The following is a 15,305-nucleotide window of genomic DNA, read 5'->3' on the forward strand; positions in this document are numbered from 1 at the left end:
CGGGCGTCTTCACCCATCAATTTGTTCTTCCTTCCCATCGTATTCACAGATATCCCGGGAACGATAAGCCGAGCGCCCGCTTCTCCGCTGGCGTTAGCGCGCGCTGAAAAATCCGTTAACTATCCGTTGTTTGCGCGTCAGTCGTAGGATGTTAGCCATGGCATCTATGAACGGGGTTTCAGCGCGGCCATAAGCCTGGCCGGCACCATGCGACGATTTGCGCTTGTTCATATTACATTGCTGAAATAAAAGGTTATCGGCGCGTTAACAGGCGCCTGTCCCAAGACTCATAAAAGACTTCGTTAGAATCTATGCGAGAAGGAGACGATAATGTCCATTTCACTCAATAATTTCAATGAGGTTCCACCGCAAGCCGGGCACCCGGACGATGTCGCGGCGCGTGTGAAGGCAGCCCGTGAAACCGTGGGCTACAGCATTGAAGATCTGGCGGTGACCTGTGGTCTCGCCAATGAGGAAATCATAAGCATCGAGGATGGCGCAGATATCGATCCGGCTAAACTGAAGCGGATCGCCACTGCACTTCAGCTTCCGGCGTCGGCATTTTTGGCGGTTTAATTTTTAAAAGGAATCTGGTCGGCCTTGCCCGCAGGCAAGAGCCGACCAGCGGGGGCGTCAATTTTCTCATTGGCGAGCACCTTGGCGGTGACGTTCTCCTATTGCGCATTGCTCTTCTCTATGGATAGGCGCTGTCGATAAATAACTGAATCGCGTCTTTGGGCGTTGGTAGGCGTTGGGGCTACCTTTCGGTCTGGAACCCTTAGAATCGCGGCGTGATTGACGAGGCTGCCATAGAACGGCTTTATCCGGTCGGTTCTGGACGGGCGTGGAAGGCGGCGCCTTGGAGCCGCCGAAGCGTTGACGGCTGGCCGCGACGGTGTGGCGGCGATCTCACGGATCGCGGGTCTGGCGCGTAGCACGATCACGCGCAGTTTAGCGCAACTGCGCGGCGACGCACTGCCGGAGGCAGCTTCAGATCGGATTCGTCGCGATGGAGATCGGCGGTCATTGGCCGCCACGGATGCGACGCTTTTGGCCGATCTCAAGGACCTGATCGAGCCTGCCACGTGTGGCGATCCGAAAGCACCACTGCTGTGGACGGCGAAGAGCCTGCGCGATCTGGCGAGCGGCCATCGCATGGGCCACGACGTGGTGGCCGATCTGTTACGGCAGACGGGCTACACCCTGCGGGCTGACCGCAAGACCCGCAAGGGAACAGCGCCAGCGCAAACCCGCCTGTCGAAATGTTAGGGCGCCAAACCAACCCCATATCGAGCTCCGACGTCCCAGAACCAGTCCTGGTCAAGATCCAACTCGCGAGAGATCTCTATGAGAGCTGCTCCCGCGCGATCAAAAATCGCGTAGCAGATTTCCGTATCATCGTGGCGTGCATGATAGGCAATCCCATCTGCCTCCGCAGGATGGCCGCGAGCGTCCGCCACGCGTTGAGATGGACGACGATTTCGACCTCGAAGAACCTAGTACCGATCCTTCGCTTCAAGTAATTCCCTCTCTGGTGGCAGTTGCCACCGAACCATTCGCGGAGCGCTGTCCCGCCTGTGGGGATTGAAACAATATGTGGATGTCCGCTCGTGGACACCCAGTCCTCGCGGCGATGCGGACGCACTGGGACTAAAGCCCACTGGCGCAGAGATGGCACTTAGACCGCAGTCAAGCAGTCTGCAGCGCCAATTCCAAGTCGGCGATCAAATCGTCTGGATGCTCGATGCCAATCGAAAGGCGGATCGTCGATTCCAGAACGCCGATGCGCTGGCGGACATCGGCGGGAACGCCGGAATGTGTCATTGAGGCCGGGTGGCTCGCGAGCGATTCCGTCCCTCCGAGGCTGACCGCAAGCTTGAAGACTTGCAGCGCGTTCAGGAATTTGAACGAGGCGGGCTGACCGCCGCGTATGTCGAAGGAGAAAGTGGAACCTGCGCCAGTGCACTGCGCGAGGAAGGTCCGGCCGGAAGGTGATTCCGGATCGTTATAGGGCAGGTAGTGGACCTTCTCGACCTTCGGGTGGTCACGCAGAAAGTCGGCGACCGCACGGCCGTTGGCGTTTGCCCTTTCCATGCGGATCTGGAGTGTTTCCAGCGAGCGGCCGAGCATCCAGCAGGAATGCGGATCAAGCTGGGTACCGATTGCACCACGCAGGGCCTTGACCTGTTTGATTAACGACTTGCGGCCGAGTACGGCACCGGCGATCAGATCGGAATGACCGCCGACATATTTTGTCAATGAATAAAGCGAGATATCGGCGCCGTGCTCGATCGGCCGCTGGAAAACCGGTCCGAGCAGGGTGTTGTCGCAGACGATGATTGGCACATGTCCCTGCTTTTCGCCGATTGTATCGGCCACGCTTCGGATCATCGCGATATCGACTAAACTGTTGGTCGGATTGGCAGGCGTCTCGATCAGGATGACAGAGATCCGGCCCTTGGCCATTGCCTCCTCGGACGCCCTGCGCACCGAGCTTTCGCTGACGCCGTCGGCAAACCCGACGGCGGTGACGCCGAGGTTGAGGAACGTCTTGGCCAGCAATGTTTCCGTGCCCCCATAGAGAGGCTGCGAATGCAGGATCGCATCTCCCGGCCTGACGAAAGTGAGCAGGCTCGTGGCAATCGCCGACATGCCAGAAGAAAACACGACACCGCTTTCTGTCCGTTCGTAAATAGCGAGCCTGTCCTCGACAATCTCGCTATTTGGATGATTGAAACGCGAATAGACGAGCCCGGCCCCCTTTCCCGCAGGCGGCTCGCGGCGGCCGGAAACATAATCGAAGAAATCACGGCCGTCCTCGGCTGAATTGAACACGAAGGTGGATGTGAGAAACACCGGCGGCTTGACCGCCCCTTCGGAGAGTTCGGGATCGTAGCCGTAATTCAGCATCTGTGTTTCGGGATGCAGTGCATGATTGCCGATATGGGTTTTGGAAGGATGCGGAGCGGTCATGATTGTCTCCAGTATCGGGGCTGCTGCCGATACAACAAAATACATCAAAATCGCGTCGGCAGCTTGATTTCCGAAGGATTGGGCGATGCAGGGATGTTGGGCCGATCGGCGCCGTCCTTTCCGCTTTCTCGACCGCGTCCAGCTGAAGGGCGATGTCGAGGCAGGGCATGGGACGCCTACTATGGAACCATTCGAAGTCGCCGCAGTTCGTCGAAAGCGGATAAGGAGCCGTTGATAAGTTGTCGCATCGATGAGGGCTTGCTTGGGCTGGTTGTATAATACCAGTCGCCGTGGAATTGGTGTCGATGGATGTTGATGGTGTCCATCTGGGCAAAGGTGATCTTGATGCCGGCGGCATAGGCGTTGATGACGGACGCCCATCGGGTTCGGCGTGGCCTGCGGTGCCGGCCTTCCAATGTTCCTGGGCGTATCGACATCGCTCAACTTGCCGCGCCGCAAGGTGCAGATGATCTTCCAGGACCCCTTTGCCAGCCTCAATCCGCGCATGACGATCGGCCTGCCGTCGCCGAACCCTATCTCGAACATAAGATGGGGACTGCCAAATAAGCACGCGACAAGGTCGCCGACCTCCTGGTGAAGGTCGGCGTCTTGCCGGACATGGCGATGCGCTATCCGCACGAGTTTTCGGGTGGGCAGCGTCAGCGCATCTGCATTGCGCGGGCGCTCACCCTCGATCCCAAGGTGATCGTCGCCGACGAGAGTGTTTCCGCCCTCGACGTTTCGATCAAGGCGCAGGTCATTAACTGCTGCGCTACCTGCAGCAAAGCCTGAACCTCGCCTTCCTGTTCATTTCCCATGACATGGCCCTCGTCGAGCGGGTCAGCCATCGGGTCGCAGTCATGTACCTCGGAAATCGTCGAGATTGGACCGCGCCAGGCGATGTTCGAGAACCCGCAGCACCCCTATACAAAGAAGCTGATGTCGGCGGTGCCGGTGCCTGATCCGGCGCGGCGGAAATTAAAGCACGGCATAGCTGCCGACGAGCTCAAAAGCCCGATCCGGCCTCCGGACCACAAGACGCAGCCGCTAAGATACGTGGAGATCTCGCCCGGCCACCAGGTTAAACTCTGACGGACGGAGTTTTGGCGCGCTTTTGTCGCCATCGCAGCCTTGCAGGCCGTCCCTGGATAAGCGGCCCGCCCCGATGCTGTTATGGTGGGACTACAAGCCCTATCTTGAGGATATTCCATGAGTTCTTCCCCTCAACCACGACCGACCGAGGCGGGCATCCTGCAATTCATCGAAATCTGCGATTCCTTTTATCCGCCTGATGCCGTGACGGCATCCATTAAGCAGCAGCGGCAGTGGTATGATGCGCTTTGCGGCCGCTTCGATCGCCCATTGCCCGATGGTATGCGCACGCAGGATGACGTCGTGATGGGGAAAATCCCCGTCAGGCACTATCAGCCGGCGACGATCCGAACCCCGACATGCCTGCTCTATCTTCACGGCGGCGGCTTCGTGGTCGGCTCGCTTGAGAGCCATCACGCAATTTGTGCTGAGATCGCCGACCATGTCGGGGCCGCGTTGACATCCGTCGATTATCGCCTTGCGCCCGAGCATCGCTTTCCGGCGCAGACGGATGATTGCTTTGCCGTACTGCGGCAACTGCTTGGGCAAGGGAAGACCGTTGTGCTGATCGGTGACAGCGCCGGTGGCAACCTGGCGGCGGGTCTCGCCGTTCGGGCGGGCAACGAGCGGCTTTCCGGTATTGTCGGACAGATCTTGATCTACCCGGCGCTCGGCGGCGACCTCGTTTCCGGTTCCTATGAGGAGATGGCGAATGCGCCGGGGCTGACGACCGAAGACGTCGGCTATTATCGCAGCGTGTTAAAGGCGCCGGCGGGCGACGCGGTTGCCGAACCGCTTGCCTCATCGTCTTTTGCCGGTCTTCCGCCAGCCTTTATAACGGTCGCACATTTCGATCCGCTACGCGACGACGGCCGCAACTATGCGGCAAGGCTTGCCGAGGCGGGCGTCGAGGTCTGGTTTCGTGAAGAGCCACAGATGGTGCATGCCTGGCTGCGCGCGCGGCACATGAGCGACGGCGCGCGTGCCGGTTTCCGCGCCATATGCGACGCAGCCAGCCATTTTGCCGGATCGAGCTGATCACATCAGATCGCGTCGAATACGCTTTTCCTCGAAGATTTTCTTGAAAATCTGCGTCTCGCCTTCGAAGGCGATAACGGATGCGCGGATGATCCAATCGGTTGGCGTGCACGAAATCGCGGCCGTCGATACGGTGCGCACGAACCATCCCGGCCGTTGCATATCACAGGTCCAGGTCGCCGTCCCGCTCATCGACAGGGGATCGTCGGGCGCAATGGACCAGACCTCTTGGCGAAGCTGGCGCGTGGAAAGACCGGTGCCTGGGTGTTCGAAAAGGCCGGTGTCCTCACAGATTTCATAAAGCGTCTTGTTGGAAAAGAGGTCACGCACGACCTGCCGCTTTGTCGAGGCCGGGGCATGTTCGATATATTTGGGCAGCGGGTCTGGATTGTCCGGCTGCTTGATATCAATGGCCTCGTGGGCGCCAAGCTTTGGCAGACCGAAACCAATGGAGGCGATGTCGATCGTCAGCCCTGGATTTTGAGGCGGCGGCAGGATCATCGGCCAGTATGCCGTCGAAAGCGAAAGGCCGATGCGATGACCTTTGCGGAACCGATAGCCGCAGGCATCGAGCGTCAGCCTGACTGTGGTGCGCTCGCCCTTGTTCAGCGGCTTCGGCTCGGCATTGCCTTCGCGATGGGCAAGATTGAGCACGCCGAAGGAGACGCGCGTCGCCGTGCCGTCGGGGTGGAGATCGACAAGTCTGGCGCATAGATTGGCCGTCTCGGCGTCGCAGCGTAGGGCGAGGGTGATGACCGGACGGCCGAGATAATCGTGATCGGCGGAAAGCGGCGCGGTCTGGAAGCTCAGCGAGCCGGCATCATCGATGCGCTGGTCGATCGCCATTTCGGCATCCGGTTTCAGCGTGAAATATTCGCCGGAAGTTGTCCCCGTATCGAGGGGCGAGCGCAGATAGACGGCATGTTCCGGCGCATGCGGGATCGGCAAACCCTCCATCAGCCTACCGAACTGCTCGACATAGAAACATTGCATCTCCGGCTTCTGCCAATCCTGCTTGGCAATCCAGAAGCCGGGTTCGAACTCACGGCGCGGCGCAGGCTTCACCGCGTCGAGAATATAGGCGCGCAGCTGCGGCACGCTCTCTGCGCCATTTGGCACATCGCGCAGCCAGCGGTTCCACCAGGCGATCGCCTCGCCGTGGAAATCGGCGCGGGGTTTCGGCCAGGCAAAATGCGGATATTTGTGGACCCACGGGCCGACCAGCGCTTTCGCCTTATCGCCGAGACCTTCGACGGCCATTAGAGGCGTGTTGCGATAGCCATCCGCCCAACCGGCAATGACAAGGGCTGGGATTTCGACATCGGCAAAATTCTCGCAGATCGAACCATGTCGCCAGAAGTCGTCGCGGCGCTGGTGCAGGAGCCATTCCTCCATGAAGAACGGCTCGCCCTCCAGGCGTTGCAGCCACATATCCTTCCAGCGATCGCCGACGATCTCCGGGTCGGGAGAGCGTGATTGGTAACCGAGCATGGTGGCGGCCCAGGAGAGTTGCGCCGACAGATGGCAGCCATTCTTGTAGTGGATATCGTCATTATAGCGGTCGACCGTCGAAGCGATCGATATCACCGCCTTGAGCGCGGACGGACGCAAAGCTGCGACCTGCAAGCTGTTGAAGCCGCCCCAGGAAATGCCCATCATGCCGACGGAGCCATTCGACCAGGGTTGCGCCGCGATCCAGGCGATTAGCTCGCAGGCATTGGCAAGTTCGAGCTCGGTATATTCGCCGTCGATGACGCCGTCGGATTCGCCCGAGCCGCGAATATCGACGCGCACGCCGGCGATGCCTGCGGCGGCAAACACCGGGTAAGTCGATTCATCGCGAGGGCTTGTTCCGTCACGCTTGCGGTAAGGCAGGAATTCGAACACCGCCGGCACCGGATCGTTTTGCGCACCGTCGGGCATCCAGATACGCGCCGCAAGCCGCGTGCCGTCCTTGAGCGTGATCCAATGGTTTTCGATGACAGTGAAGCTGCGGTCGGTCATGACGGGCTCATTGCGATGTTGCGGGGATGATGATCGTAGTGTGCAGAATGGTCAAACGTTAGGTGATCAAAGATCGCAACATCAATTTCCCGCGCTTTCCATCCTTCTCGTTGTCAGCACCCGCTCCAGCCAACCGATCTCCATTTCCGGCACTGATTTCAGCAGCAGATCCGTGTAGTCGTCGAATGGAGGCGAAAGCACCTTGGATTTCGGCCCGAAGCGCACGAGCTTGCCGCGATGCATGACTGCGACACTGTCGGCGATCGCGCGCACGGTGGCGATGTCGTGTGTGATGAAGATATAAGAGAGCTGCGATTCCTCCTGGAGCCGCATGAGCAGCTTCAATATGCCTTCGGCGACGAGAGGATCCAGCGCCGAGGTGGGCTCGTCGCAAAGGATGAGCTCCGGTTTGGCCGCAAGCGCGCGCGCAATCGCGACACGCTGCTTTTGGCCTCCGGAAAGCTCGGCCGGATAACGGTCGATGAAGCCATTTCCCATCTCGATCTCGCCGAGCAGCTCCTTGACGCGCGCCGTCTTTGCCGCTCCGCGCAGTCCATAATAGAAGGTTAGCGGACGACCGATGATATCGCGAATGGTCTGGCGGGGGTTCATGGCGGTATCGGCCATTTGGTAGATCAGTTGGATGCGCCGCAGTTCGCTGCGTGAACGGTTTTTTAAGGCTGGAGTGAGCGGTTTGTTGTCGAAAGAAATCCTGCCAGCGTTGGGCGGGAGCAATCCGGTGATAACGCGGGCCAGCGTTGATTTTCCGGAGCCGGATTCACCCACAATTGCAAGTGTCTGACCTTTTGGTACATGTAGAGAAACGTCGTGCAACACCTTGAAGCCGTTCGAATATTCGGCACTGATATTCTCAACCTTCAGAAGGGTGTCGGATTGATCTTCCGCCTCTTGCCGTGCCGTCTGGCGGACATTGACGAGGGCGCGGGTATAGTCTTGCCGAGGCGCCTCGATGATCTGCTTAACCGGGCCGTATTCAACTTGTTTGCCGTGCCGCAGCACCATGATGTCGTCAGAGATCTGCGCGACAACGGCAAGGTCGTGTGTGATGTAGAGGGCTGCCGTATGGGTCTCCTCGATGGCATGTTTGATCGCCGCGAGCACGTCGATCTGCGTTGTGACATCGAGCGCGGTGGTCGGTTCGTCGAAGACGATCAGTTCGGGATTGGAGCAGAGCGCCATCGCCGTCATCGCTCGTTGTAGCTGGCCACCGGAGACTTGGTGCGGAAAACGCTCGCCGAAGGTCTCTGGATTGGGCAGGCCGAGAACCCGGAAGAGGTAAAGCGCTCGCTTCCTCGCCTGGTCCTTCGTCATCAGCCCGTGCTTGATGGACGCTTCGATCACCTGTTCGCCCAGCCTGTGGGCCGGATTGAAGGCGGCTGCCGCCGATTGCGCGACATAGCAAACGCGCGCCCCGCGAATCCTGCGGATGCCTGATTTTCCCATCGGAAGAATATCGACACCGTCGAGCTGCACCGTGCCACCGGTGATTTCGGCACCGCCGCGGCCATAGGCAAGCGCCGAAAGTCCGATGGTCGATTTGCCGGCGCCGGACTCGCCGATCAGGCCGAGCACCTTGCCCTTTTTAAGATCGAAGGAGACGCCGTTGACGATCGTGACCCGCTTCGGCGGCTCGCCGGGCGGATAACTGGTCGCTTCGATCTTGAGATCGCGAACGGAAAGAAGCTCAGGCATCGCCACGTCCTCCCTTAAGGCTGGAGGTGCGCTTCAGGAGCCAGTCGACCACCAGATTGACACAGACTGCGAGCGCCGCAATTGCGGCGCCCGGCACAAGAGCTGCGGAAATACCGAAGATGATACCATCCTTGTTGTCTTTGACCATGCCGCCCCAATCGGCTGACGGCGGCTGTATGCCGAGCCCGAGGAAGGAGAGCGTCGACAGGAACAGGATCGAAAAGGCAAAACGCAGGCCGAACTCCGCCAGCAATGGCGAGAGCGTGTTCGGCAGGATTTCGCGGAAGATGATCCAGACCCTGCCTTCGCCGCGGAGCTTGGCGGCTTCCACGAACTCCATGACCGCCACATCCAACGCGACGGCCCGGCCAAGGCGATAAACGCGTGTGGAATCAAGGATCGCCATGACAAGGATGAGAACCACGAGATTTTGCGGCAGCACCGCCAGCACCACGAGCGCGAAGATCAAGGTCGGGATGGACATCATCAGGTCATTGAAACGCGAAAAGACCGTGTCGATCAGACCGCGCGAGACGGCGGCAGTGAAACTCAGGATGATGCCGAGCGAAAACGAAATGATCGTGGCCGCCAGCGCCACGAACAGCGTGGTGCGCGCGCCGTAGATCAGCCGCGAAAGGATGTCGCGGCCAAGATTGTCGAGACCGAAGAAGTACTGCGCATCGGCTGGCTGCCAGACATTGCCGACGACTTCGGTTTCGCCAAAAGGCGCAATCAGAGGGGCAAAGATCGCGCAAATGAAGGCCAGCGCAATGCCAATGATGCCGACCCAGGCGGTGATGGGGATGTCTCTCAATCTCATCGCGGATGCCTCAGGCGCGGGTTGGCGACGATCGCAAGGATATCGGCAACCATGTTGAGCAGGATGTAGACGGCGGCGAAGATCAGTCCGCAAGCCTGGACCACCGGCATGTCGCGGACGGTGACGGCATCGACCATGTACTGGCCCATGCCCGGATAGACGAAGACCACTTCGACGACCACGACGCCGACGATGAGATAGGCAAGGTTCAGCGCCACGACGTTGATGATCGGCGCCAGCGCGTTGGGGGCGGCATGCTTGACGATAGCACGGAAGGCGCTAAGGCCCTTCAGTTCCGCTGTTTCCATATAGGCGGACGACATCACCGAGAGGATCGCGGCCCTTGTCATGCGCATCATATGGGCGAGAACGACGAGCACCAAGGTTGCGGTCGGCAGGGCTATGGCCTTTAGCCGGTCAATGAAATTCATGCCGTCATAAACGGTCGCTGGAAACGTCGCGATCCCGAATTTCACGGCAAAAAACAGGATGAGCAGGTAACCGACGAAAAATTCTGGTAACGAGATCGCCGCGAGCGAGATCACATTGATGATCTTGTCAGGCAAGCGGTTTCGGAAATGCACGGCCAGCATACCGAGCCCGACGGCGAGCGGCACCGAGATCACCGCCGCACAGGCGGCGAGGAAAAGCGAATTGCCGAGACGTTTGCCGATCTGCTCGCTGACGGAATTCTTGCTGGCCCAGGATGTACCGAAATCGCCCCGAACCGCATTCCCGAGCCATTCGACGTAGCGTGTGGTCACCGGCCGGTTGAGGCCGAGCTCGGTGCGAATATTGGCGACAGCCTGCGGTGTCGCCGACTGGCCGAGATAGGTCGTCGCGAAATCGCCCGGCAGGGCTTCGAGACCGCCGAAGATGAGGACCGAGACCGCAAAAAGCAGCACGAGGCTGAGCAGGCAGCGCTCGATCATCAGGGACAGCAGCGGAAAACGCTGTTTGAACCGCAATCCCGGCATGACTGTGCTGGGTGGTATGTTGGACATGGCTGATGCCTCGCGCTGAAACGTCAGGAGGACCGCGGAGGCTTTCCGCAGTCCCGGTTGCGTTAAAGATGAGGGCGTTTGCGCCCTGCCTCGAGCATCAGGACTCCAGCCAGACGCGGGTGGCGACGTAGCCGTTCGACATGTCGTTGCCGATGTCATGAACATAGCCCTTCACCTGCTTGGTGGAGGCGTTCACGAAGTCGTTGAACATCGGCAGGATGACGCCGCCTTCGTCGCGGACCATCATCGCCATGGCGCGGTAAAGCTCCTTGCGCTTGGCCTCGTCCAGCTCGGAGCGGGCCTGAAGCAGAAGCTTGTCGAAGTCCGGACGCTTGAAGCGAGTGTCGTTCCAGTCCGCCGTCGAGAGGTAGGCGGTGGAATACATCTGATCCTGCGTCGGCCGGCCGCCCCAGTAGGAGGTGGAGAAGGGCTGGACATTCCACACGTTGGTCCAGTAGCCGTCGCCCGGCTCGCGCTTGACCTCGATGTTGATCCCGGCCTTCTTGCAGCTTTCCTGATAGAGGACGGCGGCGTCGACCGCGCCCGGGAAGGCCACTTCCGAGGTACGCAGCAGTACCGAGCCGTCGTGGCCGGACTTCTTGTAGTGGAAGGCGGCCTTGTCGGGATCGTAGACACGCTGCTCGATGCCTTCGGGGAAGAGGGCATAGGTGCTGTTGATCGGGAAGTCGTTGCCGACCTTGCCGTAGCCGCCGAGGATCTTCTTGACCATGGTTTCGCGGTCCATGGCATATTTCAGCGCCAGGCGAAGGTCGTTATTGTCGAACGGCGCGGTGTTGCAATGCATGATGAAGACGTAGTGCCCGCGGCCGGCGGTCGACAGGATTTCGACATTGGGCGCACGCTTTAATAGGTCCACGGTCTTCGGATCGACGCGGTTGATGTAGTGCACCTGACCTGACGACAGCGCGGCAATACGTGCGGTCGCATCGTTCATACCGATGATTTCGACTGAATCGACGAAACCGCGATCGGTGCGCCAATCGTCCTTATTCCTCTCGAACATCGCGCGCACGCCGGGCTCGAAACTGACGAGCTTGTAGGGGCCAGTACCGATCGAGGCGAGAGGATCGTCTTTGCCGCCGTTCGGCTGGATGACGAGATGGTAGTCGGAGAGCAGCAACGGCATGTCGGCGTTGCCTTCGGTCAGGGTCAGGACGAGATTGTCACCGTCGGCCTTGATCTCCTTGATCGATTTCATGACGCCGAGTGCGCCAGATTCCGACTTGCTGTCAGTGTGGCGGTTCAGTGTGGCAACGACGTCGTCGATGGTCAGATCCTTGCCGTTGTGGAACTTGACGCCCTTGCGGATTTTGAAGGTCCACGTGGCGGCATCCTTCGACGGCTCCCAGGATTCGGCAAGTGCGGGTACGGCTGCACCGGTCAGAGGATGGGATTCGACCAGCATGTCGCCCCAGCAGCGGCCGACGCAGAACATGAACTGCGACAGGAATTTCGCCGGGTCCTTGGAATCGGTGGCGGCGCCGCCTTCGAGACCAAGCTTCAGATGGCCGCCGCGTTTCGGCTCGGCTGCCATCGCGCTTTCGGTGAAAAGCTGGTCGGCAAGGGCCAATGTCATGCCGGCCGCCATGGCGCGCCCCATGAATTCGCGGCGGCTCAGTCCGCCCGAGGTCACACGGCTTGCCAAATGTTTCGTATAGTCTTTCATTCCCCTGTTCCTTCTTCTTGATGTGTTGACAGAACTCTCGGGCAAGGCTTCGGGAGGCGGTTCCTCTCCGCCGGAAACTTGATTGCCCGCGATCATGCGGGAAAATGATGCGGTTGCCGCCGCCTTGTCACTTTCCTTTCCAGATTGGGGTTCGCTTCTGCGCGAAAGCCCTTGCGCCTTCCAACTGATCCTCGCTCGAATAGAGGGCATCGACGGTCGCAAACTGCCGTTTGGTGATCTTGTTCATGGCAGTCTGAAACGTCGTTCCCTCCGCTTCGCGCACGATTTCCTTGATGGCCGCATAGACAAGTGGCGGGCCGCTTTCGAGAAGGCGGGCAAGTTCCCATGCCCGGCCCATCAATCGGTCCGCAGCGACGATTTCGTTGATGAAGCCCCAACGATGGGCCTCGGCTACATCGAGCCAGCGGCCGGTCAGGAGCATGTCCATGGCGATGTGGTAAGGGATGCGCTTTGGCAATTTTATCGACGCAGCGTCCGCGACTGTCCCCGAGCGGATTTCGGGAAGGGCGAAGGTCGCATGCTCGGCGGCGATAATGAGATCGGCGCAGAGCGCGATCTCCAGGCCGCCGCCGCAACAGATTCCGTTGACGGCGCAAATCACTGGTTTGTTGAGATCGCGCAGTTCCTGCAAACCGCCGAACCCGCCGACGCCATAGTCGCCGTCGACCGCGTCGCCGGCGGCAGCCGCCTTCAGATCCCAGCCGGCAGAAAAGAACTTTTCGCCGGCACCCGAAATGATCGCGACGCGCAGATCGGGATCGTCACGGAAATCGCGAAAGATCAGGCCCATCTCGCGGCTGGTCGCAAGGTCGATGGCATTCGCCTTCGGCCGGTCGATGATAACCTCGAAGATACCGTTGTCGCGCCTGATGCGGATGGGGCTTTGCAACTTCTGCTACCTCCTTTTCCGGATGAGGGCGTCTGCGGCGACGACGCCACGATTATCGGGCAGTACCATCAATGGATTAATGTCCAGTTCCTCAAGCTGCGCGGCATTCATTACGACATATTCTGCCGCTGATACGACGGCATCAACAACTGTATCGAGGTTGCTCCTCGCCCCGCCACGATAGCCTTCGATCAATTTCCTGACCTTCAGCCGTGAAATGGCTTCGAGGGCGTCCGCCTTTGTCACCGGAAGAGTTAAAATGACAGAATCTTCAAGTAATTCCACCAGGATTCCGCCCGCGCCGATCGTCAATGCCAATCCAAGGACAGGATCGCGCACGGCGCCGACGATCAGCTCGGCGACTGGGCGTTCGACCATCCGTTCGACCAGGTATCCGGAGGCGATGGGAGCCATCCGCTGCGCCGCGCTTCGCACCGCCTCCACATCCCGGAGGTTGAGCGCAACGGCTCCGACCTCAGATTTATGTGCGACGCCCAACGCCTTCAAGGCGACAGGAAAGCCGATGCGTCGCGCCTGATCTGCGGCGCCGTCCGGACTGGATGCCGTTTCGCCCAATGGAACGATGAGACCGGCAGCAGATAGCTCCGCTTTGGCCGCCGCTTCACTCAAGGTCTCGATCTCGCCTGCGGCCAAGGGAATATCGAGGAGCGGCAGCGGCGCCCGAGCATGCCATGAAAAGCCAATTCGACTTGCAACTTCGGCCGCGGCGATCGCATCGCTGATGCCGCACAGAGGCACTATGCCATTCTGCATGAGCTCAACGGCGATCGCTTCCGGCATGTTCTCCGGCAGCGTCGCCAGTATCCCGGCATGGGCGCCGGTCAGCTTTGCCGATCTGACGACTGCGGCGATCGTCGTCATCCAGTCGGCCGCATCGCAACGATCGTCTCGCGGAAAATCGAGGACGATCAGATTGAGTGCATAGTCGCCTTCGAACATGGCGGTGAAGGCTTCCGATTGGCGGGAAAGATCGCCCCAAACGAAGGTGTGGTAGTCGAGAGGATTAGACAGCGTGACCATCTCGCCGAGGCTGCGCCGCAAGGCCGGCAATTGCTCCGGTTTCAGGGCGCGGAAATCCACAGCCCTGCCGATCGCAGCGTCGGCCATCAGCGAGGCTTCGCCGCCGGAACAGCTCATCGAAGAAATTGCGTTGCTTGTCAGCGGGCCGGTCACGTGCAGCAGTTTCAGGGTTTCGACGAGTTCGGGCAGCGTCGCGACCCGGCCGATACCGAGACGAGCAAGAACCGCATCGGCAACCGCATCGCTGCCGGCCAGGGATGCTGTATGCGACACGGCCGCGCGCTGCGCCTGGTCGGATTTGCCGACTTTCAGAGCGACGACGGGTTTGCGCAGTTCTCTCGCACGCATGGCAAGCTTTTGCAGTGTCTGGACGTTGCCGAACCCCTCTATATGCAGGCCGATCGCCGTAACGCGGGGATCTTCCAGGACGGCGAGGGCGAGATCCGACAGTCCGATCTGTGCCTGGTTGCCTGCCGTCATCAAATAGCTGATGGGCAAGCCGCGCTTTTGCATGGAAAGATTGATGGCGATGTTGGAGGATTGCGTCAAAATCGCCACGCCGCGTTCGACGCGCACCATTCCATGTTGGTCAGGCCAGAGAAGGGCGCCATCCAGTCCGTTGATCACGCCATAACAATTCGGCCCGATGATCGGCATGTCGCCGGCCGCATCGACCAAGGCGGCCTGCAGTGCGATGCCATCGGCCAGTTCGCCGGCCGCTTCGCTGAAGCCGGACGCGTAGCAGACGGCACCACCAGCGCCCTTGGCTGAGAGTGCGCGAACGATATCGACGGTCAGCATCCGGTTGACGCCGACGAAGGCGGCATCAGGTGGGGCGGGCAGCTCTTGCACCGATCGATAGCAGTGGCGTCCGGAAACGGTATCCATCGTTGGATGAACGGGCCAGATGTCACCAGCAAAACCCATCAGATCGCATTGTTCGATGACCCGGCGCGCCTCGCGACCGCCGAAGACGGCGATCGTTTGTGGTCTGATCAGGCGATCGAGCGGGCGTTGCGTCAT

10 protein-coding genes and 3 pseudogenes are annotated in these 15,305 nt (G+C 60.0%); 4 read left to right on the forward strand and 9 right to left on the reverse strand.

Going from position 1 to position 15,305, the window contains the following annotated elements; genetic code table 11:
- Window positions 1–330: 330 nt before the first annotated feature.
- On the forward strand, window positions 331–576 hold the full coding sequence (locus PY650_RS22995; protein ID WP_285881880.1) for a helix-turn-helix domain-containing protein: 246 nt from the start codon (window positions 331–333) through the stop codon (window positions 574–576).
- 246 nt (window positions 577–822) lie between these two features.
- Window positions 823–1,239: pseudogene (locus PY650_RS23000) on the forward strand (ISAzo13-like element transposase-related protein); the annotation flags it as partial.
- Between the two features lie 26 nt (window positions 1,240–1,265).
- Here PY650_RS23000 and PY650_RS37685 read toward each other — a convergent pair.
- Together PY650_RS37685 and PY650_RS23010 are read right to left on the reverse strand one after the other, a co-directional pair.
- Window positions 1,266–1,469 (reverse strand): annotated as a pseudogene (locus PY650_RS37685) (hypothetical protein); the annotation flags it as partial.
- A gap of 220 nt (window positions 1,470–1,689) precedes the next feature.
- Window positions 1,690–2,973 (reverse strand): cystathionine gamma-synthase family protein, encoded by a 1,284-nt coding sequence (locus tag PY650_RS23010; RefSeq protein WP_285881881.1) that lies wholly within the window; start codon window positions 2,971–2,973, stop codon window positions 1,690–1,692.
- 451 nt (window positions 2,974–3,424) lie between these two features.
- Between PY650_RS23010 and PY650_RS23015 the strand changes: the two are divergent.
- Window positions 3,425–4,065, forward strand: a pseudogene (locus PY650_RS23015) (oligopeptide/dipeptide ABC transporter ATP-binding protein); the annotation flags it as partial.
- 117 nt (window positions 4,066–4,182) lie between these two features.
- Window positions 4,183–5,103 (forward strand): alpha/beta hydrolase, encoded by a 921-nt coding sequence (locus PY650_RS23020; RefSeq protein ID WP_285881882.1) that lies wholly within the window; start codon window positions 4,183–4,185, stop codon window positions 5,101–5,103.
- Here PY650_RS23020 and PY650_RS23025 read toward each other — a convergent pair whose 3' ends face one another.
- The 7 genes from PY650_RS23025 to PY650_RS23055 form a co-directional block, all read right to left on the reverse strand.
- Window positions 5,104–7,107 carry a CocE/NonD family hydrolase gene (locus tag PY650_RS23025; protein ID WP_285881883.1) on the reverse strand — a complete coding sequence of 668 codons (2,004 nt, stop codon included), beginning with the start codon at window positions 7,105–7,107 and terminating at the stop codon, window positions 5,104–5,106.
- A gap of 81 nt (window positions 7,108–7,188) precedes the next feature.
- Window positions 7,189–8,820: an ABC transporter ATP-binding protein gene (locus tag PY650_RS23030; RefSeq protein ID WP_285881884.1), complete on the reverse strand. Its 1,632-nt coding sequence runs from the start codon at window positions 8,818–8,820 to the stop codon at window positions 7,189–7,191.
- Entirely contained in the window at window positions 8,813–9,640 is an 828-nt protein-coding gene (locus tag PY650_RS23035; RefSeq protein ID WP_285881885.1) for an ABC transporter permease, read from the reverse strand. Before PY650_RS23035 ends, PY650_RS23030 begins: the two co-directional genes overlap by 8 nt.
- Entirely contained in the window at window positions 9,637–10,644 is a 1,008-nt protein-coding gene (locus PY650_RS23040) for an ABC transporter permease (protein ID WP_285881886.1), read from the reverse strand. Before PY650_RS23040 ends, PY650_RS23035 begins: the two co-directional genes overlap by 4 nt.
- A 97-nt stretch (window positions 10,645–10,741) precedes the next feature.
- Window positions 10,742–12,331, reverse strand: a complete 1,590-nt coding sequence (locus PY650_RS23045) for an ABC transporter substrate-binding protein (protein WP_285881887.1) — start codon at window positions 12,329–12,331, stop codon at window positions 10,742–10,744.
- Window positions 12,332–12,458: 127 nt separating this feature from the next.
- A complete protein-coding gene (locus PY650_RS23050) occupies window positions 12,459–13,241 on the reverse strand; it encodes a carnitinyl-CoA dehydratase (RefSeq protein WP_285881888.1) in 783 nt (260 codons plus the stop codon).
- Between the two features lie 6 nt (window positions 13,242–13,247).
- The gene (locus tag PY650_RS23055; protein ID WP_285881889.1) at window positions 13,248–15,305 is read right to left on the reverse strand and encodes an acetate--CoA ligase family protein; all 2,058 of its coding nucleotides are present in this window, start codon (window positions 15,303–15,305) and stop codon (window positions 13,248–13,250) included.

The organism is Martinezella calliandrae, from assembly GCF_030272695.1.
GTDB classification, from domain to species: Bacteria; Pseudomonadota; Alphaproteobacteria; order Rhizobiales; family Rhizobiaceae; genus Rhizobium; species Rhizobium calliandrae.

What these genes read in the sequence shown, in the direction of transcription:
- PY650_RS23040 (WP_285881886.1), bottom strand. Translation starts at nt 10,644, where the DNA reads ATGTCCAACATACCACCCAGCACAGTCATGCCGGGATTGCGGTTCAAA.
- PY650_RS23055 (WP_285881889.1), bottom strand. Translation starts at nt 15,305, where the DNA reads ATGACGCAACGCCCGCTCGATCGCCTGATCAGACCACAAACGATCGCC.
- PY650_RS23035 (WP_285881885.1), bottom strand. Translation starts at nt 9,640, where the DNA reads ATGAGATTGAGAGACATCCCCATCACCGCCTGGGTCGGCATCATTGGC.
- PY650_RS23030 (WP_285881884.1), bottom strand. Translation starts at nt 8,820, where the DNA reads ATGCCTGAGCTTCTTTCCGTTCGCGATCTCAAGATCGAAGCGACCAGT.
- PY650_RS23020 (WP_285881882.1), top strand. Translation starts at nt 4,183, where the DNA reads ATGAGTTCTTCCCCTCAACCACGACCGACCGAGGCGGGCATCCTGCAA.
- PY650_RS23045 (WP_285881887.1), bottom strand. Translation starts at nt 12,331, where the DNA reads ATGAAAGACTATACGAAACATTTGGCAAGCCGTGTGACCTCGGGCGGA.
- PY650_RS23025 (WP_285881883.1), bottom strand. Translation starts at nt 7,107, where the DNA reads ATGACCGACCGCAGCTTCACTGTCATCGAAAACCATTGGATCACGCTC.
- PY650_RS23010 (WP_285881881.1), bottom strand. Translation starts at nt 2,973, where the DNA reads ATGACCGCTCCGCATCCTTCCAAAACCCATATCGGCAATCATGCACTG.
- PY650_RS22995 (WP_285881880.1), top strand. Translation starts at nt 331, where the DNA reads ATGTCCATTTCACTCAATAATTTCAATGAGGTTCCACCGCAAGCCGGG.